The sequence below is a fragment of the Streptosporangium album genome, from assembly GCF_014203795.1.
GTDB classification, from domain to species: domain Bacteria; phylum Actinomycetota; class Actinomycetes; order Streptosporangiales; family Streptosporangiaceae; genus Streptosporangium; species Streptosporangium album.
Genome location: NZ_JACHJU010000001.1, coordinates 2,075,974 through 2,101,343 on the forward strand (window position 1 = coordinate 2,075,974; position 25,370 = coordinate 2,101,343).

The following is a 25,370-nucleotide window of genomic DNA, read 5'->3' on the forward strand; positions in this document are numbered from 1 at the left end:
GCCTGCGCACGTGATCTTCCAGTGCCCGCATCCGGCAAGCCGACGCCGTTCCGCACCTCCTCCGCGCCGGATCATCACCGGCGACAGCGGGCGTCGGTGAGGGCCTGTAACGCGGCCACCTCGCATATTTCCCCAGAAGGTTCCTCTATCCATGTCCCTTGACAGCGACAGTGCCGTATCTGCATTCTGAATGCAGCACGCAGTTGGAAGCGCGTGGGGAATGCCTCGACTGCCTGCGTCACACGACTGCCAGTTCTGGCGTCATGACGGTTTCCATCAAAGGTGGGTTGGCTGTGTTCCTGCGCGTCAGAAGTAGGGCGACCATCGGCTTAACAGCTGTCGTGTTAACTACGGTGGCCTCGTGCGGCGGCTCCGGAGCCGCGAAGAAGGCGGAGGCGTTCTCCGCCGCGATCCTGGAGCCGTCGTCGCTCATGCCGGCCAACTACTCCGAAATCTACGGAGCGCAGGTGGTGTCCGCGCTCTTCACTCCTCTGGTGACGTTCGACATCAAGACGAACCAGACCGAGCTGAAGGTCGCCGAGAGCATTGAATCCGCCGACAACAAGGTGTGGAAGGTCAAGCTCAAGCCCGGCTGGAAGTTCCACAACGGCGAGGCCGTGACGTCGAGGTCGTTCGTGGACGCGTGGAACTTCGCCGTGAACAAGAAGTCCGCCCAGCTGAACGCCTACGTCTTCGGCGAGATCAAGGGATACCCCGACGTCGTCTCCGGCGCTCAGCAGACGATGTCGGGGCTGCGCGTCGTGGACGATCAGAATTTCGAGATCACGCTGGTGAGACCGTGGTCGCAGTTCAAGCAGCTGCTGGGTTATCCCGCGTTCTCGCCGCTGCCGTCGGTTGCCTACCAGGACCCGAAGGGGTTCGAGCAGAAACCGATCGGGAACGGTCCGTTCGCCATCGAAGGCATCTGGCAGCACGACCAGCAGATCACGCTGCGCCGCTACGACCCCTATCCCGACGCCAAGGCCAAGGCCAAGGAAGTCCAGTTCAAGATCTACCAGAGCTTCGACACCGCCTACAACGACCTGCTCGCCGGCAACCTCGACGTCCTGCCCGCCGTTCCGACCGCCAGGATCACCGAGGCCAAGAGCCAGCTGGGAGACCGGTTCCAGGAGTCGCCGAGCGGCCGGATGGAATACCTCGGGTTCCCCCTGGACAGCGACAAATTCAAGTCCGCCGGCGTCCGCAGGGCCATCTCGATGGCCATCGACCGGGCGGCGATCACCAAGGCGATCTTCCAGGGCACGCGCACCCCGGCGACCGGCTACGTTCCGCCCGTCGTCCCCGGTGCGCCGAAGGACGCCTGTGGCGCCACGTGCGTTCACGACGCCTCCGCGGCCAAGGCAGCCTTCGACGAGGCGGGCGGCATCCCCGGCAACACCTTCACCATCGGCTACAACAGCGACGCCCCCGAGAACAAGGAGTGGGTGGAGGCCGCCGCGGGCCAGATCTCGAAGGATCTCGGCGTGAACGTCCAGACCAAGGCCTATCCCAAGCTCGCGGTGCTGCTCGGGGACCTGGGCAGCGGAAAGGTCGACAGTGCCTTCCGCACGGCGTGGACCTTCTACTTCCCCAGCCCGGAGAACTATCTCAAACCGCTGTTCACCCAGAACGCCGGCGAGAACTTCTCCGGCTACAAGAACGACAAGTTCGAAGCGCTGCTGCGCGACGGTGCGGCCGCCCCGAGCCCGGAATCCGCGAACGCCACGTACGCGGAGGCCGAGCAGGTGCTCCTCCACGACATGCCCTACGTGCCGCTGTGGTACCAGGGCGTGATGGTTGGACACTCCAAGCGGGTCAGCGACGTGAGCGTGGACTCCTTCCGCAGGTTGCGGGTCGAGTCCGTGGTCGCGAACTGACCACGCGGTTGAACGGAGAAAGCAATCTTGCCTCGTTATGTCATCAGCCGCGTCCTACAAGCGGTGCTGGTCCTGGTCGGCGCGACTCTGGTCATCTTCATCCTCACCTTCGCCCTGCCGGGTGACCCGGTACAGGCCCTGGCCGGGGAACGGGCGGCCGATCCGGCGTTCGCGGAGGCGATCCGAGCCCGTTACCACCTCGACGAGCCGCTGTTGCAGCAGTACGGCCGCTTCCTGCTCGGGGTCGTCCAGGGCGATCTGGGTGAGACCTACAGCGGCCAGGACGTGGCCCAGATGCTCAGTGAGCGGATGTGGGTCAGCGGTCAGCTCGCGTTGTTCGCCCTGGCGTTCCAGATCATCATCGGTATCGGCGCCGGGGTGGTGTCCGCCCTGCGCCGTAACGGTGTCGCCGACGCGGGCGTCCGGCTCTTCACCCTCGCCGGGCTGTCCATCCCGTTCTTCGTGACCGCGTTCGTGCTCCAGCTCGTGGTCGGCGTGAAGCTCGGCTGGCTTCCCGTGGCCGGAGCCGAGAGCGGCTTCCTCAGCTACGTCATGCCCGGGTTCGTGCTCGGGTCGCTGTCCACCGCCTATGTCGCCCGGCTGACCCGAGGCCAGCTCACCGAGGCGCTTCGAGAGGACTACGTCCGGATGGCCACGTCCAAAGGCTTGACTCGAGTCCGAGTCGTGGCGTTCCACGCCCTGCGCAACAGCCTGATCCCGGTGGTCACCTTCCTCGGCCTGGAGGTCGGCGCGCTGCTCAGCGGCGCCGTCATCACCGAGAGCATCTTCAACCTCCCCGGCATGGGTCAGGCCATGGCGCGCGCCGTCTACCTGGGAGAACGCACCACGGTGGTCGGCGTGGTCACGGTCTTCGTGCTGATCTACGTCGTCGCCAACCTCGTCGTCGATCTGCTGTACGCCGTACTCGACCCGAGGATTCGCTATGCCTGAGCTCGCTTCCGCCACCGGCGTCATGGAGCGCCCGGCGGCTCCGCAGAGAAAGCGGCGTGGTCACTGGCAAGCGGTTTGGAGAAGGCTCGCCCGCAGTCCGCTCTTCTATCTGTCCGCCACCCTGCTCGTGGTGATGGTGGGCATGGCCGTCGCACCGGGCCTGTTCGCGCCGGCCGACCCCCAGGACTGTGATCTCGGGCGGACCCTGGCCGATGCGGGTGCCGGGCAGTGGTTCGGCCGGGACCTGCAGGGCTGCGACGTGTTCTCCCGCAGCGTCCACGGCGCCCGGGCGAGTCTCGGCATCGGTATCGCCGTCTCGGTGGTGACAGGGCTGCTCGGCGGGGTCATCGGCGCCACCGCGGGCTACTTCGGCGGCTGGGTCGACGCGACCCTGTCCAGGATCACCGAGATCTTCCTGGCCATTCCGCTGCTGCTGGGCGCGAGCGTCCTGCTGACGCTGTTCGGCACCTCCGGCAGCGGCATGTGGACGGTGATCATAGCCCTGTCGGTCCATGGCTGGCCGCAGGTCGCGCGCATCACCCGTTCGTCGGTCATGGAGGCGAAGCAGCAGGACTACATGCTGGCCGCGGCGGCCATCGGCTGTTCGCGATCGCGGGCCCTGATCCGCCATGTCGTGCCGAACAGCCTCGGCCCCTGGCTGGTGGTCGTGACGACGAACCTCGGCGTTTTCATCACGTATGAGTCGATCATCTCGATGCTGGGGATCGGCCTGCGCCCACCGACGATCTCCTGGGGGCAGATGATCCACGACGCTCAGGCCCGATTCCTGGAGGCGCCCCTGCCGCTCCTGGGCCCGGCTCTGTTCCTGAGCGTCACCGTCCTGGCCTTCATCCTGCTGGGCGATGTCGTCCGAGACGCGATCGATCCGAGGATCCACTCATGATCGCCGTATCCACCGGGCCACGAGGTCGAAGGGGAGAATCGTGACAACGGAACACGCCGAAGGCGGCTCGACGGCCGGCCACCTGCTGGAAGTGGACGACCTGCGGGTCGAGTTCGGCGGCGACGACGGCCACACACCGGTGCTGCGCGGGGTGAGCTGGCACGTGGATCGCGGGGAGACGCTCGCCGTCCTCGGCGAGTCCGGGTCGGGCAAGAGCCTGACCGCGCAGGTGATCATGGGAATCCTGGAGACCCCGCCCGCGCGGATCGCGGGCGGAAGCGTGCGCTGGGAGGGCCGTGACCTGCTCGGCCTTCCGGAACCCGCCAGACGCGAGATCCGGGGGCAGGGGATCGGCATGGTCTTCCAGGACGCGCTGTCCGCGCTGAACCCGGTCCTCCGCGTCGGTCCGCAGATCGGCGAGACCCTGCGCGTACGCCTGGGCCTCTCCCGCCGGGAGGCGCGCGAGCGGGCGATCGAGTTGATGCGGCAGGTGCGGATCCCCGATGCCGAACAGCGGTACCGCCAGTACCCGCACCATTTCTCCGGCGGCATGCGGCAGCGCGCCGTGATCGCGATGGCGCTCGCGCTCTCGCCGGACGTGCTGATCGCCGACGAGCCGACGACCGCGCTGGACGCCACCGTCCAGGTCCAGATCCTCCGGCTGCTCCAGACGTTGCAGAGCGAGTCCGGCATGGGGCTGGTGCTGATCAGCCACGACTTCGGCGCGGTCGCGTCGATCGCCGACCGCGTGGCGGTGATGTACGCCGGTCGCGTCGTGGAGACCGGCGCGGTCCGCGACATCTTCCGCCGCCCGGCCCACCCCTACACCCGGGCACTGCTGGATGCGGTCCCGCGCGCGGATCGCCGGGCCGGGCAGCTCGCCGCCCTGCCCGGGCAGCCGCCGGTGCTCCGTAAAGGCGCGACCGGGTGCCCGTTCCGCTCGCGATGTCCGATGGCGGAAGCCGTGTGCGAGGAGCGGGAACCGGCCCTCGCGGAACACGCACAGGGCCGCTGGAGTGCCTGCCACCTGGGAAAGGACGTGATCGCTGGTGTGCTCCCAGCCCATTCTCGAGGTCACTGACGTCACCCGCCACTATGCGTCCGGGCGTCGGTGGCCGTTCGGTCCCCCGGCGCAGGTGCACGCGGTGGACGGCGTGTCCTTCGCCCTGGGCGAGCGGGAGACGCTCGGCCTGGTCGGTGAGTCCGGCTGCGGGAAGTCCACGCTCGGGCGGATGCTCGTCGCGCTCGATCGACCCTCTTCCGGGACGATCCGATACCGCGGCGAGGACATCCACCGGCTCAGTCGCGCGGGCCTGAAGCACCTGCGGCGTAAGATCCAGATCGTCCTGCAGGACCCGTACACGAGCCTGGACCCGCGGATGACCGTGGGCGACATCGTCGCCGAGCCGCTGTCGGTGCACGGCGAAGGCACGCGGGCGGAGCGCCGGCGCCGGACCCAGGAGCTCTTCGAGCTGATCGGGCTCAACCCGGACCAGGTCAACCGCTACCCGCACGAGTTCTCCGGCGGTCAACGTCAGCGCATCGGCATCGCCCGCGCCCTCGCGCTGGGGCCCGAGGTCATCGTCTGTGACGAACCCGTCTCGGCGCTGGACGTCTCGATCCAGGCGCAGGTGCTCAACCTGCTGGCCGAACTGCAGGAGCGGCTCAACCTCTCCTACGTGTTCATCGCCCACGACCTGACCGTGGTCCGCCAGATCAGTCACCGCGTGGCCGTGATGTACCTGGGGAAGGTCATCGAGATCGGCCCGGAGAACGCGGTCTACGCGGAGCCGCGCCACCCCTACACGCAGGCGCTGCTGTCGGCCGCGCCGCACGCGGATCCCGATCTGGCGCGCGAGCAGGAGGTGATCCTGCTCGAAGGCGATCCGCCCAGCCCCGCCGCCCCGCCCAGCGGCTGCCGCTTCCGCACCCGGTGCTGGAAGGCGGAGGAGGTGTGCGCCGTACACGAGCCCGCGCTCGTGGGGGCCACGGGTGACGCCGCTCACCATCAGACCGCCTGCCACTTCGCCGCCCCGTCGCCCGTACACACGACGGGTTAATGCGGCAGTCGCGGGGTTGCGCATAACTGCCTTCTGAATACAGAATATTGAATGCGATTGCATTCCAACCTTGGAGGAAAAGTGACCAAGCCCCTAGATGACCGACAGTTCGCCGTCCGGGCCTCCCGCGTGCTGGACCCCGCGAGCGGTGAGTACTACGAGGACGCGAGCGTCGTCATCGCCGATGGCCGGATCGTGTCGGTCGTCGACAACCCGCCCGCCGATGCCGAGCTCATCGACGTCGGGCGGTTGACCTTGATGCCCGGGCTCATCGACTGCCACACCCACATGCTGCTCCGCCCCGAGGACCAGGTGTGGCCGCCGGCGCTCCTGTTCAAGACGCAGGTCTACCGGGTGATCGAAGGCGTCAACGCGTGCGACCGGGCGCTGCAGATCGGTTTCACCAGCGCCCGCGACACCGACAACGAGCAGGTGTGGCACGGCGACACCGCGCTCCGGGACGCGATCGAGGCCGGCATCATCCCCGGCCCGCGCATGGCTGTCGCCTCGGACGGCATCTCCATCACCGGCGGCGACATGCGGATCGACGACAAGGTGAACCCGGAGCTCCACCTCCCGGACGTCGCCGGCATGGTCGACACCCGGGACGAGCTGATCAAGGAGGTCCGCCGCCAGATCAAGATCGGCGCGGACTGGGTCAAGATCTACGCGACCAGCACCCGCAAGGACGTGGAGCCGGAGGAGCTGGAGCCGCTGCACCAGTTCACGGAGGAGGACATCGCCGCCGTGGTCGCGGAGGCGAAGAGGTACCGGCGCGACGTCGCGGCCCACGCGTACGGCAAGGACGGCGCCCAGGCCGCGATCCGCGGCGGCGTCCGCACCCTTGAGCACGGCCCGCTCCTGACCGAAGAGGACCTGCAGGCCATGCTCGAGTTCGGCACCTTCTGGGTTCCGACGATGGGCACCTACTACAAGCGGCAGCACACCGACTTCGACCGGCGCTTCGTCAAGAGGCACGAGGGCGCGTTCAAGCGCGGCCTCGAACTGGGCGTCAAGATCGCTTTCGGCACCGACGTCGGCTCCTTCCCGCACGGCGAGCAGATGGACGAGTTCAGCCTGATGGTGCAGTACGGCATGAAGCCCCTGGACGCCATCAGGTCGGCCACCGTGGTGGCGGCCGAGGTGCTGCGCAAGGAGGGCCAGATCGGCACCCTCGCCGCGGGCGCCCACGCGGACCTCGTCGCCGTGGATGGAGACCCTCTGCAGGACATCGAGGCGCTCAAGCGGGTGGGCTTCGTGATGAAGGGCGGCCGGGTCCACCGGGACGACTTCGCCGCCAGCGCGAAGACGCCCGACGTGCAGTGGACGCCGTCGCGCTGAACATCCAGGTGTGACGATCGAGTCATCCCGCCGAACGGACCGGCGGGATGACGTGGACCGAAGCGGAGGGCCATGACCGGGCTACGGGACGGACTGGTGGTTTATGCGGGACGGCTGCGCGCCGATCCATGGTCGCGCGACCTCGGCCCCGCCTGGCTTCGCATCAGGAACGGCCGCTTCGAGGAGATCGCACGCGGCCACACCCGGCCGACGGACTGGCCCGACTGCCCCACCGTGGACCTGGGGGCTGCGGTCGTGCTGCCCGGGCTGGTGGACTCCCACGTCCACCTGACCGAGTCGGGCGACGGGACCGGTGAGGACGTTTCCGCGGCCAGGTCCACCTCCGAGCGGGTGGACCTGGCCATCAGGAACGCCCGGACCGCACTGCGCGCGGGCATCACCACCGTCGCCGACTGCGGAGGCTCGCCGGAGGCCGTGTTCGAGGTGCGCGCCCGCGCGGCCTCCCTTCCCGACTGCGCCCGGACGCTCGTGGCGGCGGCGCCGATCACCACGGTGCGCGGACACACCTGGCGCTTCGGTGGAGAGGCGCGCGACGACGAGGCCATGCGCGATCTGGTCAGGCGGTTCGCCGCCGCCGGGGCCGACTTCATCAAGATCATGGCCTCCGGCGGCGGTACGCCGGGGGCGCCCGCGTGGGAGCCGAGCTTCTCCGAGGAGTCGCTGCGCGGTGTGGTCGAGACAGCGGCGTCGCTCGGCCGTCCCCTGAAGGTCCACTGCCTGTCCGCTGACTCGATGCGCACCGCCGTCGCCGCAGGCGCGAGGCTGATCGAGCACGGGAAGTTCCGCACCGCCATGGAGGACGGCAGCGGCTTCGACCCTGCCGTCGTGGACCTGATCGTGGGGGCCGGCGCCGTCGTCTGCCCGACGCTGTCGGTCGGCCATCATGTGCTCGCCGCGCCGCCCGAGGTCTCCGGGGACGCGGGGACGTTGTGGGGCAGGCGACAGCCGCATGACCTGGACGACTTCCGGCGGATGGTCGAGAGCGGTGTCCGCATGGTGAGCGGCACGGATGCCGGCTGGCGGTTCACTCCGTTCGACGCGCTGCCCGGAGAGCTGCGGCTGATGGCCGGTTCCGGGATGACGAACCGGGAGACCCTGGCCTCGGCGACCACCGGCGCGGCCGACGCGCTCGGGGTGGGAGATCGGATCGGCCGGATCGCGGCCGGATACCAGGCGGACTTCATCGCTGTCGACGCCGACCCCGTGGACGACCTCTCCGCGCTGGATCGGCCGCAGGCGGTGGCGCGCGACGGGCACGTCATCCGATGAGCGATGTCGAGCCGGCCGACCCGGTGACCGTCCTGCTCGACTGGCAGCGGGCCGCGCGGGAGGCCGACGATCCGCAGGCGGGGCTGATGGCGCTGAGCACCGTCAGTCCGGCGGGCGAGCCGCGCCTGCGGACCGTCTCGCTGAAGCTGCTCGACGGCCGCAGGATCGGTTTCGTCACCGACAGCCGTTCGCCCAAGGCCGGCGACATCGCCGCCTGTCCCAGGGTGGCGGTGATGTTCGTCTGGATGTCACTACGACGGCAGGTCATGATACGCGGTGTCGCGGCACGCATGAGCGAGGCGGAGGCACAGGAGGAGTTTCACCGTCGCGCTCGGCCCGCCCAGCTCGCAGCCTGGGTGAGCCATCAGTCCGCACCGGTTCCGGGCCGGGCTGAGCTGGAATCGGACATGGCTGCGGCCTCCCGCCGCTGGCCTCCGGGCACACCCGTGCCGGTGCCTCCGCACTGGGCGGGGTTCGTCGTCACGCCTGTGGAGATCGAGTTCCTTCAGGCGGGCCGTCCTGACCGCCTGCATGATCGCCGGAGACATCGGCTCGTGGGGGACCAGTGGGTCCAGCGGATCCTCAGCCCTTGAGCTGAGGCCCTGGCCGTGGCGCATCGGGTCGTACGACTCCTGAAGACAGTAATCCGCATTCAGAAATTGGGGTTAGCACCCAAGAGGAGCAAGAGTGAAGCGTCGCGAATTGTTGGGAAGCGCCGTGCCCGGCGTGATCGCCTTATCCGCCGGAGGAATGGCTCTGTCGAATGACGACGGCGGCATTCACGTGCGAGAAGTGGGCAGCTACTTCGTCGGCGGAAAATCAATCACTCTCGCCGATGCGCCGTCCCGGGACGCATTCGTCGCGGCAGGGCGGTCCCCGGCCCGCGTGGATCCCAACGGGGATTTCGAAACCGGTCAGGTCTACGTCCAGTTCGTACGGCTGGCACGCCCCCGCAGTTCGTTGCCGCTGCTCATGTGGCACGGCGGCGGCCTCACCGGCGTCTCCTTCGAAACCACGCCGGACGGCCGACCGGGATGGCAGCAGCAGTTCCTCGCCGGTGGGCACGACGTCCACCTGGCCGACGGCTTCGGCGGTGGCCGCGCCTCATGGCAGCGCTATCCGGAAATCTCCCAGGCAGAACCACTGTTCCGCACCAAGCAGGAGCTGTGGGAGCTGTTTCGGATCGGCCCCGCCGGATCGTACGCCACCGATCCGGCGAAGCGTCGGCCGTATCCCGACACGCAGTTCCCCGTCGCCGCATTCGACCGGTTCGTCAAGCAGGTGGTGCCTCGCTTTCGGACGTACGACCAGTCCACCCAGGCCGGGTACAACGCGCTCGTCGCCCAGGTCGGGCCGAACGTGGTACTCACCCACAGCGCCGCTGGACCGCTCGGATTCGCCTCGACGATCGCCGCGCCCGACCTCGTCCGCGCCCACGTCGCGATCGAGCCGTCAGGCGCTCCCGACCCGGACTCCGTGGACCTCAAACGGCTTAGCCGGATTCCGCACCTCATCATCTGGGGCGACCGTCTCGGGCTGAACGAACCCGGCAACTCATGGACGGAGCTGTACACCTCTACCAGGAGGTTCCATGACGCCCTGCGGAAGGCCGGTGGCAAGTCGACCTGGATCGACCTGCCGTCCGAAGGCTACCGCGGGAACTCCCACATGATCATGATGGATCGCAACTCACGGCAGGTGTCAAACCTGATCAATTCATGGCTGAAAGAAAACGTGAACGATTGAGTTCGTGGCGTTCACGAGAAGACGACCGGGCGTCCGGACAACGGATATGCCGCTGGCCGCACCGGTCACCATGACCACCCGGCGCGCCTATCTCCGGGTGTCGCATGTCGAGGAGTCCTGACCTCAGGCCGGGGCTCTGAGGAGCCCGGCCACCCCCGGGTGTTCCGGGCCCAGTATGTTTTCCAGCCCTGCCTCATCCGTTGCCGTAGTCGATGATCCGCCACCGCTCCGAGGGAGCGTTTCGGCCGACCAGGAAGTCGTAACGACGTTCCCCGTCCATTTCGGGCCCCTCTTCCTCCAGATCGACCTTGTATCGGGTAGGAACAGCGGACACGAGCCGGGCATATGCAGAACTGTCTGTACGGGGTTCGCCAACCCAGATCAGGTCAAGACGGCGATAGGAGCAGCCGATGCCCCTATCGCCATGCCTCGCCAGGAAAGAGGGTGCGGACAGGGCCCGCGCGGTGTCGTCGTCCCTGGCCGCCACGGCTTGCAGGTATGCCGTGACGACCTGTTCCGGGGTTGCGTCGGGCGGTGGAGTGGCGACCGCGGAGCGCTGCTCGGGAAACAGCTTGCACCACTCGACCCGCAGCGTTGGCAGAACCTCATACGAGGTCGCGATGATCACGCCTGCCAGGACGACCGCGACCGCGACCGGTATCCAGATCTTGCGTGTCGTTCTGGCAGTCACACCGAAGTCCTGTCAGCGGTTGATACGCACAGCGTGGATTTTACCTTTCGGAACCGTGCTGTGAACTGGAACCGGGCCTTCCTCCTGATGAGAGCAGGGCCATTCGGACCTTGGGGTGATGGAGCATGGCCATCGCGGAGGCGTTGCGGAAAGACACGCACCATCTCGCCGGAATCGGAGGTCTCGCCGGCCAGCGGTCAGGGTCACCCGCCGAGGCCGCTGAGCGGTGGCCCAGCCCCGCCCAAGCAGGTCCGCGGGTGAGAACGGTTGAACGGCCCGGTCGGTGCGTATAAGTTTCCCCCTGGAGGCGCATAAGCGCCTGCCCCGGACGAGATGGGCGCCGTACCCGGACTGCCAAGACGACGCTCTCAGGAGACGTCATGGGCGGAAGCACGCATCCGGTCGATTTCACGTCTGAGACGCCCGAGCCTCGCGCACTGGACGTCCGCTGGATCCACGGGTCGCCGTCAGCGAAGCACAACACCGATCCCGACATCCAGGTGTACTCCTACGACGAGCACACGTTCATCCTGCGCCAGAACATGGCGATCAACTACGAGGCGCCATTCCTGTTCCTGATGTTCGGCAGCACCCGAGCCGTACTCATCGACACCGGAGCCACCGCGTCCGCCGAGTTCTTCCCTCTGCGCCGGGTCGTCGACGACCTGACCGGACGCCGGCTGGCCGAGCATCCCCGAGACGGCTACCCGCTGCTCGTCCTGCACACCCACGCCCACCGTGACCACATCGCCGGAGACGCCCAGTTCACCGACCGCCCCGACACCGTCGTCGTGGGAGCGGATCTGAAAAGCGCCTGGGAGTACTTCGGGTTCGCCGACGCCCCCGACCGGGTGGCTCAAGTCGATCTCGGGGGCCGAGTACTGGAGTGCCTGGCCACCCCCGGGCACCATGAGGCGGCCGTCACGTTCTACGACCCCCACACCGGATTCCTGCTCACCGGCGACACGGTGTATCCAGGACGGCTGTATGTGGAGGACTGGGCCGCCTTCGGCAGGACTATCGACCGCTTGATCGGGTTCGCCGACGTCCGGCCGGTCACCCACGTCCTCGGCTGCCACATCGAGATGACCAACGAGCCGGGTGTGGACTACCCCGTCCTCACCACCTACCAGCCGGACGAACCGCCGCTGCAGATGACCGTGGATCAATTACGCGGCATCCGCAAGGCGATCGATGCGATCGGCGACCGGCCCGGCCGACATGCCTTCGCCGACTTCGTCATCTGCCGCAAGGGCACTGCGCAGGGCTCAGGCGGTGTTGGCTGACTTTTCGCCGGCTCCAGTCCGCGAGAGCCCTGCCGAGGCCGTACGGCCTCCCCCACGGAGGAACCGACCGCATAGCCGCTGAACAGCGAAAAGGCCCGGATCCATAATACGGAACCGGGCCACTCGACCTTGTGGAGAGTTCACGAGTGGCCCTTGCCAGGCGCGGAGTAGGTGCCAGGAAGATCGCTTCCCGGAATCAGGGTGATCGTTTCCCGAGGACGACCCCGTCGGCGCGTGGCTAGCCCCGAGCGAGAACCAGGCCGATACGTTCGCCCAGCCCCTGGCCGTACCCGAACTGAAGCTGGACCAGACCCTGTCCGGTGAGGACGGTGACGACGGCTGGATGCAGCTCGGATTCCGGCACAACTGCTGGAAACACGAGGAAGACCTGACCATCCGCTACACGGGCGTGACCCGCTTCACGCTGCAGACCGCATCAGACATGCCTCGCGTGACCCGACTCGGTGAGGTCATCCTGGACGAGGTGCTGCCGCACCCGGACGGATGCGCCCACGAGATCGCCTGCCACACCGGGTCCACCACCATCGTCTGCCGGGACCTCACCGCAACGTGGGTCGAGGCCAGCTGCCCGGACCAACCCCAAAAGGACTGATCTTGAGAAGAGATGGCGCGATGGAGCCCGGCTACGCCCTTGCCGGCTATCGGGTCGCCCCACGCGCTGATCGCCAGGACTGGCAGGACACCGCCCTTCCCAGCACGGGCCTGGTGTCGCTGAGCGACTGCGTGGTCGACCTGATGCCAGTAGACCCCAATGGCTGGGACGACTGGTTCGCCAGCCCTCAGGAGGCTGAGATCGCGCGCGACCAGGCCGGCAAGCCGGGCTTGCACGTCCTCGCAGTCGGATTCGCCACCGCCGATGTTCCTGGGCTGCTGGCCGATATCGCCGATGGCGGCTGGGACACAGCAGCCGGCGGCCTACCGGAACGGCTGGCCCGGCACGAGAGGTTCCCGCATGCCGGCGGCCAGCGGCTGGGCTTTGAACTGGTCGGCTTCGACAGCGGGCGCTGGCACACCTGGACCTGTCTGGGAGGCCTTGTCGCCGACGTCCGCAGGGCCACCGGCGTCCAGCCGGGACAGTGGGGGCTGATCCAGGACGAGCAGGACGCGCGCCGCGCCGCTCAATGGCTCACCGGCTCAGGCCTCGGCGACCCCAAGGTATTGCTCTGGGCAGCCGCGCTCCTCACCGACGTCACCCGAGCATTGAACGCAGCAACTCCATGACCGTCCACACCGGACCCGGTGGTGAGCCTGCGAATAATCCGCATGCCCCAGAACTGGCATCACGGCAGACTCCGACCATGACCGACGTTCTCGCCTGCGAGCTCATGCCCCTGGGGACGAAGACACCCCGGCTTGGGGTCGACTGGACCCAACGACCCAGCCGCTACCTGACGATCGACGGCAAGCCCGCCTACCGGATCGCCTACTCGTGCGGCACCTGCGGACTGGTCCTGCGCCGCCAACCCGGAGCGACCGCGGGCCCGCCGCCCGCAGAAGAGGTTCGCGACCGGCTCAGCACCGGACTCGACACATTGGACTCCGAGATCATCGGCGCCTTCTCCGCTCAGCTGCCCCATGGGGACTACCTCGTCATGCTGCTGGACGTCCAGCCGAGGCTCGTCACGCCCGGCTCAGCTGACGACTACTTCGCAGCCGAAGGCCCCAGCGCCTGGCGGAACGAAGAGTTCGAGTATCCGCTCGACCCAGCCAACACCGGCTATTACCGGCTCGGCCGCAACCGTGTCAACGAGCACGATGAACTGTTCCAATTCGCCGTCCCCATCACCGACCCCGCACAGGCTGATCCGGCAACCACTGACCGCTACGCCAGCGCCGCCGACAGCCACCCCACAGCGGTCGCCCTCGGGCTCCTTGACATCCAAGGACCCTGGTTCCGCCGTGAACGCCACTGGGGGCTGTTCCACTACCTCCTCGACGGTCACCACAAGACAGCCGCCGCAGCAGGACGCACCGTCCGCCTGCTGACCTTCATCTCAGCAACCGAGTCCTTCGCCACCGAGGCGGAGCTCCTGCAGCTGCCAGAGACCCTCCAGGCCGAGGAATAGTGCACGGTCGGAATAACACCCCTGCACCAGTAGCTCACCGGGCGCTCGGCCTCACCTGCCTCACCAGACACCGGGGACCGCAACCGGTCGACCAAGGCCACCAGCCGCAGCAACGCCTCCACGCTGAGTATCGCCCCAGGCCCAGACGGTGCAATAGAGAGCAGTCCAGCTACAGGTGCATCACCGGTGGCGGATTGAAGCGGTCCAGCGCACTCCGTCAGGCAAGGTGTTCACCGCCAGGTTCGGAATCTGTCAAACCTGCTGCCTTTCCGCCGACTCGTCGGTGATCTCACCTCGTGTCGATTGCGACTGCACCGTGACGTTTGCCCTCGAAGATGACCGTGTGAATATAGAGAAGATGCGTCCCCGCGTTGAGGAGTTGTCCCGGCGGCTTGGTGTCAACCCACCTGACGTGGTCTACGGCCAGCCGCCCCAAGGAGCGGACTGCATGCTGAAGAGACGCGGCAAGAACTCACTGATTGTCATCGGAGCTACCTTTGACGACCTGCCGGAGCATTTGCAGGACGTGGATCTCGGGTGGGCCATCGCGGCATCCGACCGCACACGTGTTCGCAAGGAGGGGGTATCAACTTCGGCCTCGGCTGGCATCGGCGCTGTGGCTGGCCTCGTTGGGGCCCCGTTGATCTTTCTGTTCGACTCACCCATCCCATTCGGCGTGGTGACTCTGACACTTCTCATCGTGATCGGAATGCCGATCATCATCAGAGGGCAGATATACGCGCTGGACCGCAGGGTGGCCGAGGTCTGCGGAAGGGAGGTGGTCCATCGCGCCCTGGAGTACTGGCAGAAGAACCCGCCTCAGATGCGAGGTCTCTACCAACTCGCGATAAAGCTGCAGCCTTCCATGGCGAAACGAGCTGCTCGGCTGGCCCCTGCGAACCTCTGAAGGCGAACCACACTCCCCGCCACGTGAGCAGCCTGCGTGCGCCCGCACAGTTTCCCCCGAGTCTCTCTCATCACTTCGTACGCCCTCGATCCACCACGGAGCGGCAGCGGGCTAGCGACGGAGGGGCTCGGCCTCACGTATATCGCTCCAAGGCCCCCTGCTTGCAAAGCAGGCGTGGTACCGGCTCGACATGGTTGGGGGCTTTGCTCTTCCTGCTGGGATCTTCCGCCATCGTCCATCAGTGTCCACAGCGCGCTGCTCATCGACGGCTCCCTGGCCTGCCCGCTGATACCCGGCCGCCTCGCCACCGCCACCACCGGCCTGGACGACGCCGCCACCCGCACACCATCGGAAGAACTCACCGCGTTGATCACCGCGCGCCAGCCGTACTTGCTGCGTCTCAAACAGAGCCCGAACGCAGACCGCAACATCCGCTTCCAATGCCCGGCAGCAGGCACCTCCCCGTCGGTCACCTGCCCCCGCTTCGACCGCCTCCACCAGCGCGGCCCCAGCCGACCCACCGCGGTCGACCTGACCGACGCCCGGCAGCGAGCCGCCCACCCAGCGGCCAAACCCCGCGTCTTGCCCCCGACCCCCGGCCCCCGACCACAAGACCGGTGAACTGCCGAAGATCTGCCACCAGCACACCATCACCCTGCGCAACGACGACCTCGGCCACCTCGACAAGTTCCGCCAGGATGCCTTACCTCAGCCCCTCGTGGCGGGGGACGTACTCCACTGCCAGGGCCATGACGGAGGGGCTGAACGGCCGTCTCAAGGGCCACGACCTCGACCTGAGTGATCCGAAGAACCGGCTCGCCCACGGCCGCGTCGCCCAGACCATCCTGGTCGCTCTGCTCGTCACCGTCGCCAACGACCACTTCCTCGACCAGTGGCGCCACATCCACCAGCACCCAGACGAGCCCGACACATCCGCCGACATTCCCGAGATCCCAGCAGAGCACATCGACCGCACGCCGCTCACGGGCCGGAGCAGGCCACCACCCGCCCCATAACCCGCATTTCAGATCACCTTGTCGCAACACCCAGCCCGGAGCCGACATCGCCATGCCCAGCGACGCGAACTCCAACCTCCACCAGCGCCCTGACACCACCCGGGCCTTCCCGGACACCTGCTCCGCGGCTCCCAAACCAAGACGAACCCGATTCGGAAACTCCTGAACTGTTCTGTCGCAGCGAAGGTTGAGCGATTCTCATCGAAGTTTGAGTGATCGTGGCTCAGCTGCCTTCTGGCGTTGCTTCCGACGTTCTCGGTAGGCCCATACTCGGCACGCGTCTGAGCACCAGAGCCGAGGCAGACCACGGGGGTCGTCACGAGGCAGCAGAGCATCGCATCGCCCGCATCGTCGGTGCGGCGGTTGGCTGGCTCGGCGGCAATCGCGAGAGTACCAATGGGACGGAGCAGGCGAGGTGAAGGAAGTTCCGCATGCCTCACATGAGTTCACGATTGGCGGTTGAGGCGCTGGTCGGAAACGTTCGGAGTGGCGCTGGCGGTATGCCATTTGGCGGCAAGTGGCCGAACACCAGCGAACGGCTCCCTGTACTCCAAGGCGGAGCGGGGCGAAGCACCTCTCGCAGAGGAATCCGGCAAGGGTGCGCCGCAACACGTCCTGACTGCGGCCACTTGCGGCCGCGAGTCGGTCCAGCTGCGGGCGCCCTCGGAAATCCGATGATCCCTGCAAGTGTGCCCGCAGGAGGTTTGGTGCGAGGTGGTTGGCGATGGCAAGGCGTTCAACGTAGGAGGCGACGCTCTCACCCCGGCGGGGGCGGATGTTGATGGGCAGACGGGCGGGTAGGCGGCGGTCGTCCGGGCTGCTGGGCGGCATGCCGAAGGCCTTTCCGAGTCGGCGGGGTCAGTCGAATTCGGAGCCGTGGTCGAGCGGGACAGCCTCCAGGCCCTTCTTCGTGATCCTCTCGCTGCCGGCCAGGAGCGCGTCCAGGGCCGCCCCGCGGATCAGGTGGGACAGCGAACCGATCATGCCGCCGGTGCGCTGGTGCAGGTAGCGGTCCAAGGAGGTGAGGGTTCCGGGGCGGTGCGCGTGCAGGCGGAGCGCGTTCTCCAAGGTGGCCACCAGGCCCTGCCACTCGGCGTTGTAGGTCAGCGGCGCGGTCGGGATCAGGGTGAAGCGCCCGGCGATCTGCTGCCCGCGGGTGCCGTTGAACAGCCCTTCGCGCTCGACGTTGATCCCCGCATAGACGAAGGTCGCCGGGATTCGCTCCGAGAAGTACTTGAGCGTGTCGGCGACCTCTGCGCCGGAGCGGGTCGTCAGCGAGATGTTGTGCAGTTCGTCCACGAGCACCAGGCCCACCCGGGCGTCGATGAGGACGCCGCAGACCGACTCCAGAACGTCGGTGATGTTCGCCCGGGTGCCGACCGGCAGTCCCAGGAATCGCGCGAACTCCACTGCCATCATCCGCGCCGTGGCGGCGGGCGGGACGGTGATGTAGACGACCGGGATGCGGTCGCTCACGCCCGGGTGGCGGGCCCGGTCCAGCAGTTCGTGGGCGAGGCCGAGTTGGGTGATGGCGGTGGTCTTGCCCGTGCCAGCCGGGCCGGAGATGATCAGTCCGCGGCGGGCGCTGACCGCGTGCCGGTTCAGCAACATCAGGCGCCGCCCGCAGATGGTCGTGTGCTTGATGGTTGAGGTCGCCACCACCAGCAGTCGGGTGTGGTGGTCGATCCGCTCCTCCTCGTAGCGGGTGCGCTCGGCCGGAGAGAGCGCGTCGCGGTCCGCGTCGGACAGCAGCACGGGGATCGAAGGCTGGTCGGCGACGAAGACTCGCCAGCCCGGCAGGCTCGTCAGGTGACGGTCCGGCTCCCTCAGTTCGTCGGCGGATGGGGGGCGCGGGGCGGAAGGGCGGGTCATGAAGACTTCCAGGGGTCGGCGAGCGGATCGAACAGTCCCAGCGGGATCACCTCGGCCAGCGGCTTGTCCTCACCCGCGGTCTCCTCGGCATCAAGCTCGGGCTCCGGGGCCGGCGGTGGGGTCGGGACGGGTTGGGCGGTTTTGGCGCGGGCGGCCACGCGCTTCTCCCGGCGTGTGCGCTTCTTCGGCTTCGCCCCGCCGTTCTCCGCGTCCTCGGGGCCTGCGTGGGCGCGGGTGAGCAAGGCGGCGCCCGCGTCCGCGATCTCCGCCTCGGTGCCCTCGGGCAGTTCACGGGCGGCGTGGTCCCAGGCCAGTTCCCCGAACGGGACGGGGGTGTGGCGCAGGTGCTTCCAGGTGGCTTCCAGCCATTCGCCGTTGCCGTGGTGGTTGCGTACCCAGATGCGGGAGATGTCGTAGGGGTCGTGGTGGACCTCCCACAGGCCCTTCTTCGCCGTGACACCGGAGTGCTGACGCCGAATCAGACCCGGGCCGTCGTAGGTGCGCCGCTTGATCTTGATGCCGTAGTCGTTGACCGCCCGCCAGGTCGCCGGCAACAGTTCGATGTAGTCGGTGGCGCTGAGCGCGACTGGAACGTAGCCGCAGGCCTCCACCAGCGCGGCGTACTTCTCGTTCGATGTGAAGGACCTGCCCGGGTGCAGCGGGTCGCGTAAACCGTTGTGTTCGCGGTTCTGCCACGACGCGATGAGCCATTCGTCGAGAAGCTCCTGCAACTCCAGCAGCGACCACAACCGCCGCTCTTCCAGGTTCCGGCCGCGGTGGTCGGTGCTGCGGCCGGTGAACCCGGACACGAACTGAGCGAAGAGCGTGCCGACGGAGTCGAGCATCTTCTCCACGTGCCCCTTCTGGAACGGGGACGCCTTGTGCGTGGGCTGAAAGTCGATTTCCAGGAAGCGGCAAGAGGCGCGGAAGCTGTGGGAAACGAACGCTTTGCCGTGGTCGCAGACGATCATCTCTGGCACGATCACCGGCTGCGCGGCGGCGTGCTCCAGCCGCTCGTCCAGCCTCAGTAGCCGGCGGTGCGGCAGCACCGAGTGCGACATCCTCAGCGCGTCCACCCAGCCAGGCCGCATCAGCTCCGGCGTGACGGTGCGAGCCAGCAGTACGCTCGCATCCACCGCCTTCGTGGTGGGCCGCAGCACCGCAGCGGTCACGGTCCTGGTCGCGACATCGATCATGCCGGTGAGCTCGATCTTCCCGACCACGCCGTCGTCGAGACGGACCAGCACGTCCAGCGGGGTGGAGTCGATCTGTACCACCTCGCCCGGTGCGAACACCGTCCATTGGCCGAACGGTGCCTTCGCGCCGTGGGCGCGGGAGCGGCGGGCGCGAGCCGTGCCCAGGGCGTGCGTGCCCTGGGACAGCTTCGCCAGCAGCCGGTAGAGCGTCGCCTTCGACGGCAGTTCGACCGACGCACCCCGCTCGCGCAGGATCTCGCCGGTCCGCCAGATGATGTAGGTGCCGGTGCGGGTGGAGTCGTCCTCCCCTTCCTTGATCGCCTGCCGCATGGCGGCTACGACCGCGTCGCCCACCGACCCGAACTGCGGCTTCTTGCGGACCGGTCTCCGGTCCGCCAGCCCCAGCACCCCCTCGGCCTGGTAGCGGCGACGGAAGTTGCCGACCGTGCTCACGCTGACCTGGTGCCCCGCTGTGGTCAACTCGGCCGCCTTGGCCCGCTCGCGGGCGGTCAGCGAATGGCGGGCCGGGTCGTACTCGGGGCGAGGCCGCGCATCCTCGGCCACCTCAGGCCTCGTGCCGTGCAGAACCTCCAGGATGTGCCCCTCCCACCACAGAGCCTTCTCCACTGCATGCCGGGGCATCGCCTCCAGCAGCGAAAGCGGAGGGAGAGGCATCCGGACTGGGCTGGCGAACACTTTGAAGTCCGGATCTCCCAGCAGTTCCCCCAGCAGAACCTCACGCGCGGGTCCCTCCTCATCGGCCAGCGTCACCGCCCTTGCGGACACTGCGAGCACCGCCCGCACCTGCCCGGCGAACCGCACCCGTTCACCCACCCCGATCGAGGCCGGCCGCGACAGCTTGCTCATCTCGTTCCTCCCGCCGTCCATGCCCCGTCCGCGGTCTGCAAGGACGCCCCGCGTCCCAACCCCAGACTCCAGGACAGCAACGGACCCGTCCGCCGTGTGCACCATGGTGCCGCTGCTCAGCAGACAGGTGTGCAAATCCACCCGCAGCACACCAGCCCACAACAGGTGAAACAGCGTTGGCAGCACCGACAGCACATCGCCGACCTCCTCCGCACCTGCCCGCAGCGGAGTCGGCCGACGAAAGACCCTCTCCAGGCGCCCAACCACCTCGTCGCGGACGCATCGCGCGTGCCGGTAACGGGCCAGCCAACGCACGTTCGCCATGAACATCGGGTCAGGGACGCCCAGATGCTCAAACTCCCAGCCGACCGCCGCGCAGGCCTCGGCCGTGCCTGCGAACGCCTCCGCAGTCCGCTCGTTCACCTGGTCCGCAGCGCGGACATCAACCACCCTCGCGCGGCCATCCGCCAACCGTACGAAGTAGTCGGGCGCGTGACGACGAGCGTCGCCATCACGCCAGTGCAGCCAAAACGGCTGCGAGGCGATCCCCACCACCTGCGGATCGAAGTCCAGCAGGATCAACCGGTCCCGCTCCAGCCAGGATTCGTAGCCGACATGGTCGCCGGTAGTTGCTGACCAGTACCAGCCGGCGAAGCCCCGGCCTCCCTTGGCCCAACGGAACCCCCGCACCGGCCGCACGTGCTCGAACCGGACGCTCCAGCCGTCGCCTAACCGGGTCCGCAGCCGCCGCTCGCCATCGAAGAAGTCCAGGTCGAAGGCGCTGAGCACAGGGTCGCCGTACGCACCTGCCTGTTCCCTCAACGTCTCTCCTGGAACTCAAGCGTCCCTTCCGAGTGAAGTTGGCGGGAGGGACACGCGCTGACTTGCGGCACGTCACCTTGGTTCGGACGGTTCCGAACGCAGTCGTTCAGGTCTTCCTGTCGGTGAGAAGGTGTCTCCGCTGACCACGACACGGAGACATCACGACCCTGGGGCACTGCTAGTAGTACTTCGTTAGATTGTCGATCACCTAGCGTGATCATTTTGAGAAGTCACTTCGGGATCATGTTGTCGTGACACCTGACGAGATGGCGCCGGTGCGCCCGCGGCTTGAGAAGTTTGCAGATCAGATGCTGCGGAGGGTGCTTCGTCGCCGTGATCAACTCGCCACCGGCGAGTTGTATCTGCGGGGGCTGATGCTGGACGGGCGGCGCAAGTCGATGGATCCGATGGCGGAGCGTCTGGGAGTTGACACCCAGCGGTTACAGCAATTCATGGCCGACTCGACCTGGGACTACGAACCGGTCCGGGAAAACCTCACACATTGGGCGCTGGAACGGATCGGTCCGCAGGCGGTCGTCATCGACGATGTCGGCTTCCCCAAGGACGGCCCGAATTCTCCGGGAGTGGCCCGGATGTATTCCGGGACGCTGGGCAAGACCGGAAACTGCCAGATCGGCGTCAGCGCACATCTGGTCACCGATCATGCCTCGTCCGCGGTCAATTGGCGGCTGTTCATCCCCGAGTCGTGGGACCCGGCCAAGATCGAGGATCCGGTTCAGGCGGAAACGGTCCACAAGCGCCGCGACCGGTGCAAGATCCCTCAGGACGTCGGTCACCAGGAGAAGTGGCGACTGGCGTTAAACATGATCGACCAGATGTACGACGAGTGGGGAGTCGGCACCGATCTTCCGGTGGTCTTTGACTCCGGTTATGGCGATTGCACCGCTTTCCGGCTGGGACTGGAGGACCGCGGCCTGTCTTACGTGGCGGCCGTCTCCGATGATCTGTCGGCCTACCCCGGAGATGCGGTGCCTGAACTGCCGGAATACAGCGGCAAGGGGCGCCCGCCGAGACCACGCTATCCAGGCAAGCCATCGAATCTGCGCAATCTCGCATTGGCGGCAGGGCGGGCGAATCTGCGGCGGGTGACCTGGCGGCAAGGCACAAGGAAGACCAGCGGTAATCCAGGCGCGAAAATGCGATCACGCTTCATGGCTCTACCGGTTCTCTTGGCCAACAAAGACATCCCCCGCAACCCCGACGGCAGCCTGCCTGCGCGTTTGCTGCTGGTGGAATGGCCGGCAGGCGAATCCGAACCCACCGATTACTGGATCACCAATCTCCCCGCCGAGACTCCGCTGCGCGAACTCGTCCGGCTCGCCAAGATCCGCTGGCGGATCGAGCATGACTACCGGGAGCTCAATACCGGTCTTGGCCTCAAGCATTTTGAGGGGCGGAGCTTCTTCGGCTGGCACCGCCACGTCACCCTGGCCGCATTAGCGCAGGCATTCTGTACCGAACTACGGCTAGACCCAAAAGTCCCTGCGCCGGCCTGACCTTGTATGAGGTTCTCGGCGAACTCCAGGCTTTACTCGCCACCTGGACCGGCGCTTGCCACGTATGCCATCAAATGTACGCGCCCCATAACACTTCGTAACTTAACGAAGTACTACTAGGGCTCAGCGTCATGGTCACGGCGGTGGTATGCGATGCCGGCCCCGCTCAGCCTCGCGCGCCTATTCGTCCACGTCCGGATAGTTCGACTTGCGCGCCAGCCACCACCAGCCGTCACCCAGCCGGCTGCACCACCAGTAATCGTCGAACGTGGTCGCGGTGAGATCACAGGGACTTACCCGCGCGGCGTCAGGCCGGTCATAGATGTAGAGGAACATGTTCTCCGACACTTCCTCGTTCGACAGTCCCATCATGAGAACACGTCCGGGATAAAGCTCCATCGGTACATCCTGCGTACTGAGATGATCAAAATGCAGGACATCGAATTCATCAGGCAGACGCACCCAGCCACCCGAAGGCATGTCCGCCGACAGCTTCCTGTCCTTGGCCAGCTGGGCCAGCGCGGTGAACTTGCCGTGATGGACCGCGAACCACGTACGCCCGAAGATCCCGTTCCAGGGCAGCAGCACAACGGCGGCACACAGAACGACCGCCGCACCGACCGCGACGTAACCGCGGATGTCACCACGTCGGCGTATGAGTCTCTGCGCCCACCACGACGTGGAAAGCACGGCCACGACGAACACGATCCCAAGGATCAGCTGCTCGATGATCCGATCGTAGTACTCCAGCCACAGCAGATACCGTCCAGTCACGACCACGAGCCAGCTCGCCACCATGGTCGCGGTCAACGCATGCGATCGCTTCTCGATCACGCCTCCAGCCCCGGTCGGCGAGCACTGCTTCACGTGAGGACGGCCTCCCGCCAACCTGTGAACCCAACTCGCGCACTGCAACCCGCCTCATCTAACGGGACACCGCACAACCCGCGGCCCTCCGCGACGTACCAGACCTCGAACGCGCTGTCGGTGAGGCGCAACGGACATCAAGCCCCAGCAGTCACTCAACCTTCGGTGAGACACCGTAGCCGTCATCAACCTTCGATGACAATGAGATCGTTCCAACTTGAAGTTGCTGGTCAGGGGCCTGGTGTGATCCGTTGAGGGCATGCTCTGGCTGGTGGTGGGTACTGATCATGGTGGGTGATCATCGGTCAGCGGGTGTGTTCGGTGATGGCCAGGACCATCAGCGCGCGGAGCAGCTTGGTGACGTGGATGGCGTCCAGGCGGAGCTTGGTGAGGATGCGCCAGGCCTTCAACGTGGCGAAGCCGTGCTCGACGGGGGCGCGTTCGGCGCTGATGAGCCGGTTGACCTGCTTTTGCGCGGGGGTGAGGGGCCTGCCGCGGGTGGCTTTGCGGCCGGTGATGATGACCGGATTGTCGTCATCGTCGTCCAGGCCGACGAAGCCGAGGTCGGCGATAGCGCCCAGCCCGGCCTCGCGCAGGCGGGCGGTGAGGCGGTTGTGCCGGGCGGTGGTGATCTCCGATGCGCGACCAGGCCGGACGGCGGAGACCCACAGCAGGTTGCCGCGGGTGTCGGTGAGCGCCACCACGAGCAGCCCGTGGGCCTTGTGCTTGCCCGAGTAGTTCCTGCGGTTGTCGGCTCCGGTGCGGCGGCGGGTGCGGATCAGGGTGCCATCCAGCAGGACGACCTCACCACCGGCTTTGGCGATCTTCTTCAGGGCGCGGTCCAGGCGGGGTGCGCGGGCGGCGAGCAGTTCGACGGTCTCCAGCATCCAGCGTCGCACGGTGGAGGCCGAGACGTTGTTGGCGCCGGCCATGTCGGCCAGGCGCTGGTCATGGCGTAAGACGGCCAGCACGATGGTGGCGATCTTCCCGGCGGGCAGTTTCCGCCAGCGCGAGCCGATGGTCTTGAGATGAGCGCGCAGCAGGTCGGCCAGGAAGGTGAGGGTTTGGGTGGACAGCGGCAGCATGCAGGAGTAGACAGGCGAGGGCGTGTCTTCGGCGGACGTCGAAGCCTTCGACGTTGTCGATGTCGTGGTTTTGGTTGTGGTCACACGCCGCCAGGCCCCCGCCGGGGACACGCTCGGGATGTTTCACCCGGGCAGGGCCTGGCCAGGGGCTGCGGGAAGCGGCAGTGGGCGCAGTGGGCCGCCCGAGGTCAGGGGGCGAACGCGCCGCTGGGGGTCTTGCGCAGCCAGCCCCGCTCGGCCAGCCGGTTCAGCTTGGCCCGCACGCCTTCGACCTGCCCCGATTCGGTGGAAAGGCTGAGCTGGGCGCAGATCGCCTTGCAGATGAGGGGGCCGTCGGCGGCGCGTACCGCGGCCAGTAGCGCCTGGTAGTCGGCGGGCAGCTCATCAGTGCCGGCAGCGTGGTGACGGTGCGGGATCAGCAAACCGCCGGGCACGGGCACGGACGCGGGTACGGGTACGGGTATGGGGCGCAGCTCTATCCCCTGGGAGGCCTGCTCTGCTGCCTGGGCTGGGGTGAGCATCACCTGGTAGAACGGCGTCGGCTCACCGCCGGGCTCGCCGGGTGCGTTGAGCTGCTCGGCGGGATCGTCGGCGAGGAGTTCCTTGACCACCTGCTCGGCCACACGCAGCCGGTCCATCTCGTCTTCGGTCTCGGCCAGTTGCTCGCGCAACCGATCGGCGTGCGTGCCCAGCGCGACCAGGCGCATGGTGATGCGCTCCAGCAGCGGCGACGACATGGCTTCCCCCGGCCGACAAGACAACGATTACCTGGCGAGATCACCAGGACACGGACGATAACGACCCCAGGCCGGGCAGCGCAGACGAAAGCCGGAAGATCCACATTTGCCCCCGGCGGACGATCGAGACCCATGATCCCAGCCGTCTACCAGGAGAGAGCACACTCAACACCGCCAGGCCACCCCCTCCGACCTGCGAGGACAGGATGGAACTAGCTCAATGCTCAGTTTTCGCTGCGACAGGACATGAA

23 protein-coding genes and 1 riboswitch are annotated in these 25,370 nt (G+C 67.2%); of the genes, 16 read left to right on the forward strand and 7 right to left on the reverse strand.

From position 1 onward, the window contains the following. Window positions 1–341: 341 nt before the first annotated feature. The 9 genes from FHR32_RS09705 (at window position 342) to FHR32_RS09745 (ending at window position 10,169) form a co-directional block, all read left to right on the forward strand. Complete coding sequence (locus FHR32_RS09705) at window positions 342–1,877, forward strand: peptide ABC transporter substrate-binding protein (protein WP_184754010.1); 1,536 nt, start codon at window positions 342–344, stop codon at window positions 1,875–1,877. Between the two features lie 27 nt (window positions 1,878–1,904). Continuing rightward, window positions 1,905–2,828 (forward strand): ABC transporter permease, encoded by a 924-nt coding sequence (locus FHR32_RS09710; protein ID WP_184754011.1) that lies wholly within the window; start codon window positions 1,905–1,907, stop codon window positions 2,826–2,828. Beyond that, a complete protein-coding gene (locus tag FHR32_RS09715) occupies window positions 2,821–3,732 on the forward strand; it encodes an ABC transporter permease (protein ID WP_184754012.1) in 912 nt (303 codons plus the stop codon). Before FHR32_RS09710 ends, FHR32_RS09715 begins: the two co-directional genes overlap by 8 nt. Before the next feature lie 40 nt (window positions 3,733–3,772). After that, window positions 3,773–4,813, forward strand: a complete 1,041-nt coding sequence (locus FHR32_RS09720; RefSeq protein WP_312882212.1) for an ABC transporter ATP-binding protein — start codon at window positions 3,773–3,775, stop codon at window positions 4,811–4,813. Further along, window positions 4,779–5,792, forward strand: coding sequence for an ABC transporter ATP-binding protein (locus FHR32_RS09725; RefSeq protein WP_184756440.1), 1,014 nt, complete (start codon window positions 4,779–4,781; stop codon window positions 5,790–5,792). Before FHR32_RS09720 ends, FHR32_RS09725 begins: the two co-directional genes overlap by 35 nt. A gap of 81 nt (window positions 5,793–5,873) precedes the next feature. Continuing rightward, window positions 5,874–7,133, forward strand: coding sequence for a metal-dependent hydrolase family protein (locus FHR32_RS09730; RefSeq protein ID WP_184754014.1), 1,260 nt, complete (start codon window positions 5,874–5,876; stop codon window positions 7,131–7,133). A gap of 72 nt (window positions 7,134–7,205) precedes the next feature. After that, window positions 7,206–8,423, forward strand: a complete 1,218-nt coding sequence (locus FHR32_RS09735; RefSeq protein ID WP_184754015.1) for an amidohydrolase family protein — start codon at window positions 7,206–7,208, stop codon at window positions 8,421–8,423. Further along, window positions 8,420–9,016 carry a pyridoxine/pyridoxamine 5'-phosphate oxidase gene (locus tag FHR32_RS09740; RefSeq protein WP_184754016.1) on the forward strand — a complete coding sequence of 199 codons (597 nt, stop codon included), beginning with the start codon at window positions 8,420–8,422 and terminating at the stop codon, window positions 9,014–9,016. Before FHR32_RS09735 ends, FHR32_RS09740 begins: the two co-directional genes overlap by 4 nt. 157 nt (window positions 9,017–9,173) lie before the next feature. Continuing rightward, window positions 9,174–10,169: an alpha/beta hydrolase gene (locus FHR32_RS09745; protein WP_184754017.1), complete on the forward strand. Its 996-nt coding sequence runs from the start codon at window positions 9,174–9,176 to the stop codon at window positions 10,167–10,169. Window positions 10,170–10,362: 193 nt separating this feature from the next. Here FHR32_RS09745 and FHR32_RS09750 read toward each other — a convergent pair whose 3' ends face one another. Beyond that, complete coding sequence (locus FHR32_RS09750) at window positions 10,363–10,860, reverse strand: hypothetical protein (protein WP_184754018.1); 498 nt, start codon at window positions 10,858–10,860, stop codon at window positions 10,363–10,365. 301 nt (window positions 10,861–11,161) lie between these two features. Continuing rightward, a riboswitch (guanidine-III (ykkC-III) riboswitch) is annotated at window positions 11,162–11,229 on the forward strand. An 11-nt stretch (window positions 11,230–11,240) separates the two neighbouring features. Here FHR32_RS09750 and FHR32_RS09755 point away from each other — a divergent pair. The 6 genes from FHR32_RS09755 to FHR32_RS09780 all read left to right on the forward strand — a co-directional run bounded on the left by FHR32_RS09755 (window position 11,241) and on the right by FHR32_RS09780 (window position 16,156). Next, the gene (locus tag FHR32_RS09755; protein ID WP_184754019.1) at window positions 11,241–12,146 is read left to right on the forward strand and encodes an MBL fold metallo-hydrolase; all 906 of its coding nucleotides are present in this window, start codon (window positions 11,241–11,243) and stop codon (window positions 12,144–12,146) included. Between the two features lie 343 nt (window positions 12,147–12,489). Beyond that, window positions 12,490–12,759: a hypothetical protein gene (locus FHR32_RS09760; protein ID WP_184754020.1), complete on the forward strand. Its 270-nt coding sequence runs from the start codon at window positions 12,490–12,492 to the stop codon at window positions 12,757–12,759. A gap of 2 nt (window positions 12,760–12,761) precedes the next feature. Next, window positions 12,762–13,388, forward strand: coding sequence for a hypothetical protein (locus tag FHR32_RS09765; protein WP_221465335.1), 627 nt, complete (start codon window positions 12,762–12,764; stop codon window positions 13,386–13,388). Window positions 13,389–13,465: 77 nt separating this feature from the next. Then, window positions 13,466–14,233 (forward strand): hypothetical protein, encoded by a 768-nt coding sequence (locus FHR32_RS09770; RefSeq protein ID WP_184754021.1) that lies wholly within the window; start codon window positions 13,466–13,468, stop codon window positions 14,231–14,233. Between the two features lie 316 nt (window positions 14,234–14,549). Then, window positions 14,550–15,140: a hypothetical protein gene (locus FHR32_RS09775; protein WP_184754022.1), complete on the forward strand. Its 591-nt coding sequence runs from the start codon at window positions 14,550–14,552 to the stop codon at window positions 15,138–15,140. Between the two features lie 749 nt (window positions 15,141–15,889). Next, window positions 15,890–16,156, forward strand: a complete 267-nt coding sequence (locus tag FHR32_RS09780) for a hypothetical protein (RefSeq protein WP_184754023.1) — start codon at window positions 15,890–15,892, stop codon at window positions 16,154–16,156. Window positions 16,157–16,354: 198 nt separating this feature from the next. Here the strand turns inward: FHR32_RS09780 and FHR32_RS47200 are convergent, their stop codons facing one another. The 3 genes from FHR32_RS47200 to FHR32_RS09795 are packed head-to-tail and all read right to left on the reverse strand — an operon-like array spanning window position 16,355 to window position 20,913. After that, the gene (locus tag FHR32_RS47200) at window positions 16,355–16,987 is read right to left on the reverse strand and encodes a TniQ family protein (protein WP_184754024.1); all 633 of its coding nucleotides are present in this window, start codon (window positions 16,985–16,987) and stop codon (window positions 16,355–16,357) included. A gap of 27 nt (window positions 16,988–17,014) precedes the next feature. Then, window positions 17,015–18,028: a TniB family NTP-binding protein gene (locus tag FHR32_RS09790; RefSeq protein ID WP_184754025.1), complete on the reverse strand. Its 1,014-nt coding sequence runs from the start codon at window positions 18,026–18,028 to the stop codon at window positions 17,015–17,017. Next, window positions 18,025–20,913: a TnsA-like heteromeric transposase endonuclease subunit gene (locus FHR32_RS09795; RefSeq protein ID WP_184754026.1), complete on the reverse strand. Its 2,889-nt coding sequence runs from the start codon at window positions 20,911–20,913 to the stop codon at window positions 18,025–18,027. The genes FHR32_RS09790 and FHR32_RS09795 overlap by 4 nt, the downstream gene beginning before the upstream one ends. A gap of 251 nt (window positions 20,914–21,164) precedes the next feature. Between FHR32_RS09795 and FHR32_RS09800 the strand changes: the two genes are divergently transcribed. Next, entirely contained in the window at window positions 21,165–22,430 is a 1,266-nt protein-coding gene (locus tag FHR32_RS09800) for an IS701 family transposase (RefSeq protein ID WP_221465336.1), read from the forward strand. 180 nt (window positions 22,431–22,610) lie between these two features. Here the strand turns inward: FHR32_RS09800 and FHR32_RS09805 are convergent, their stop codons facing one another. From FHR32_RS09805 to FHR32_RS09815, 3 genes are all read right to left on the reverse strand, one after another. After that, complete coding sequence (locus FHR32_RS09805; protein WP_184754027.1) at window positions 22,611–23,264, reverse strand: hypothetical protein; 654 nt, start codon at window positions 23,262–23,264, stop codon at window positions 22,611–22,613. Window positions 23,265–23,602: 338 nt separating this feature from the next. Next, window positions 23,603–24,382: a transposase family protein gene (locus tag FHR32_RS09810; protein WP_184753075.1), complete on the reverse strand. Its 780-nt coding sequence runs from the start codon at window positions 24,380–24,382 to the stop codon at window positions 23,603–23,605. A gap of 188 nt (window positions 24,383–24,570) precedes the next feature. Continuing rightward, window positions 24,571–25,119 (reverse strand): hypothetical protein, encoded by a 549-nt coding sequence (locus FHR32_RS09815; protein ID WP_184753076.1) that lies wholly within the window; start codon window positions 25,117–25,119, stop codon window positions 24,571–24,573. Window positions 25,120–25,370 lie beyond the last annotated feature (251 nt).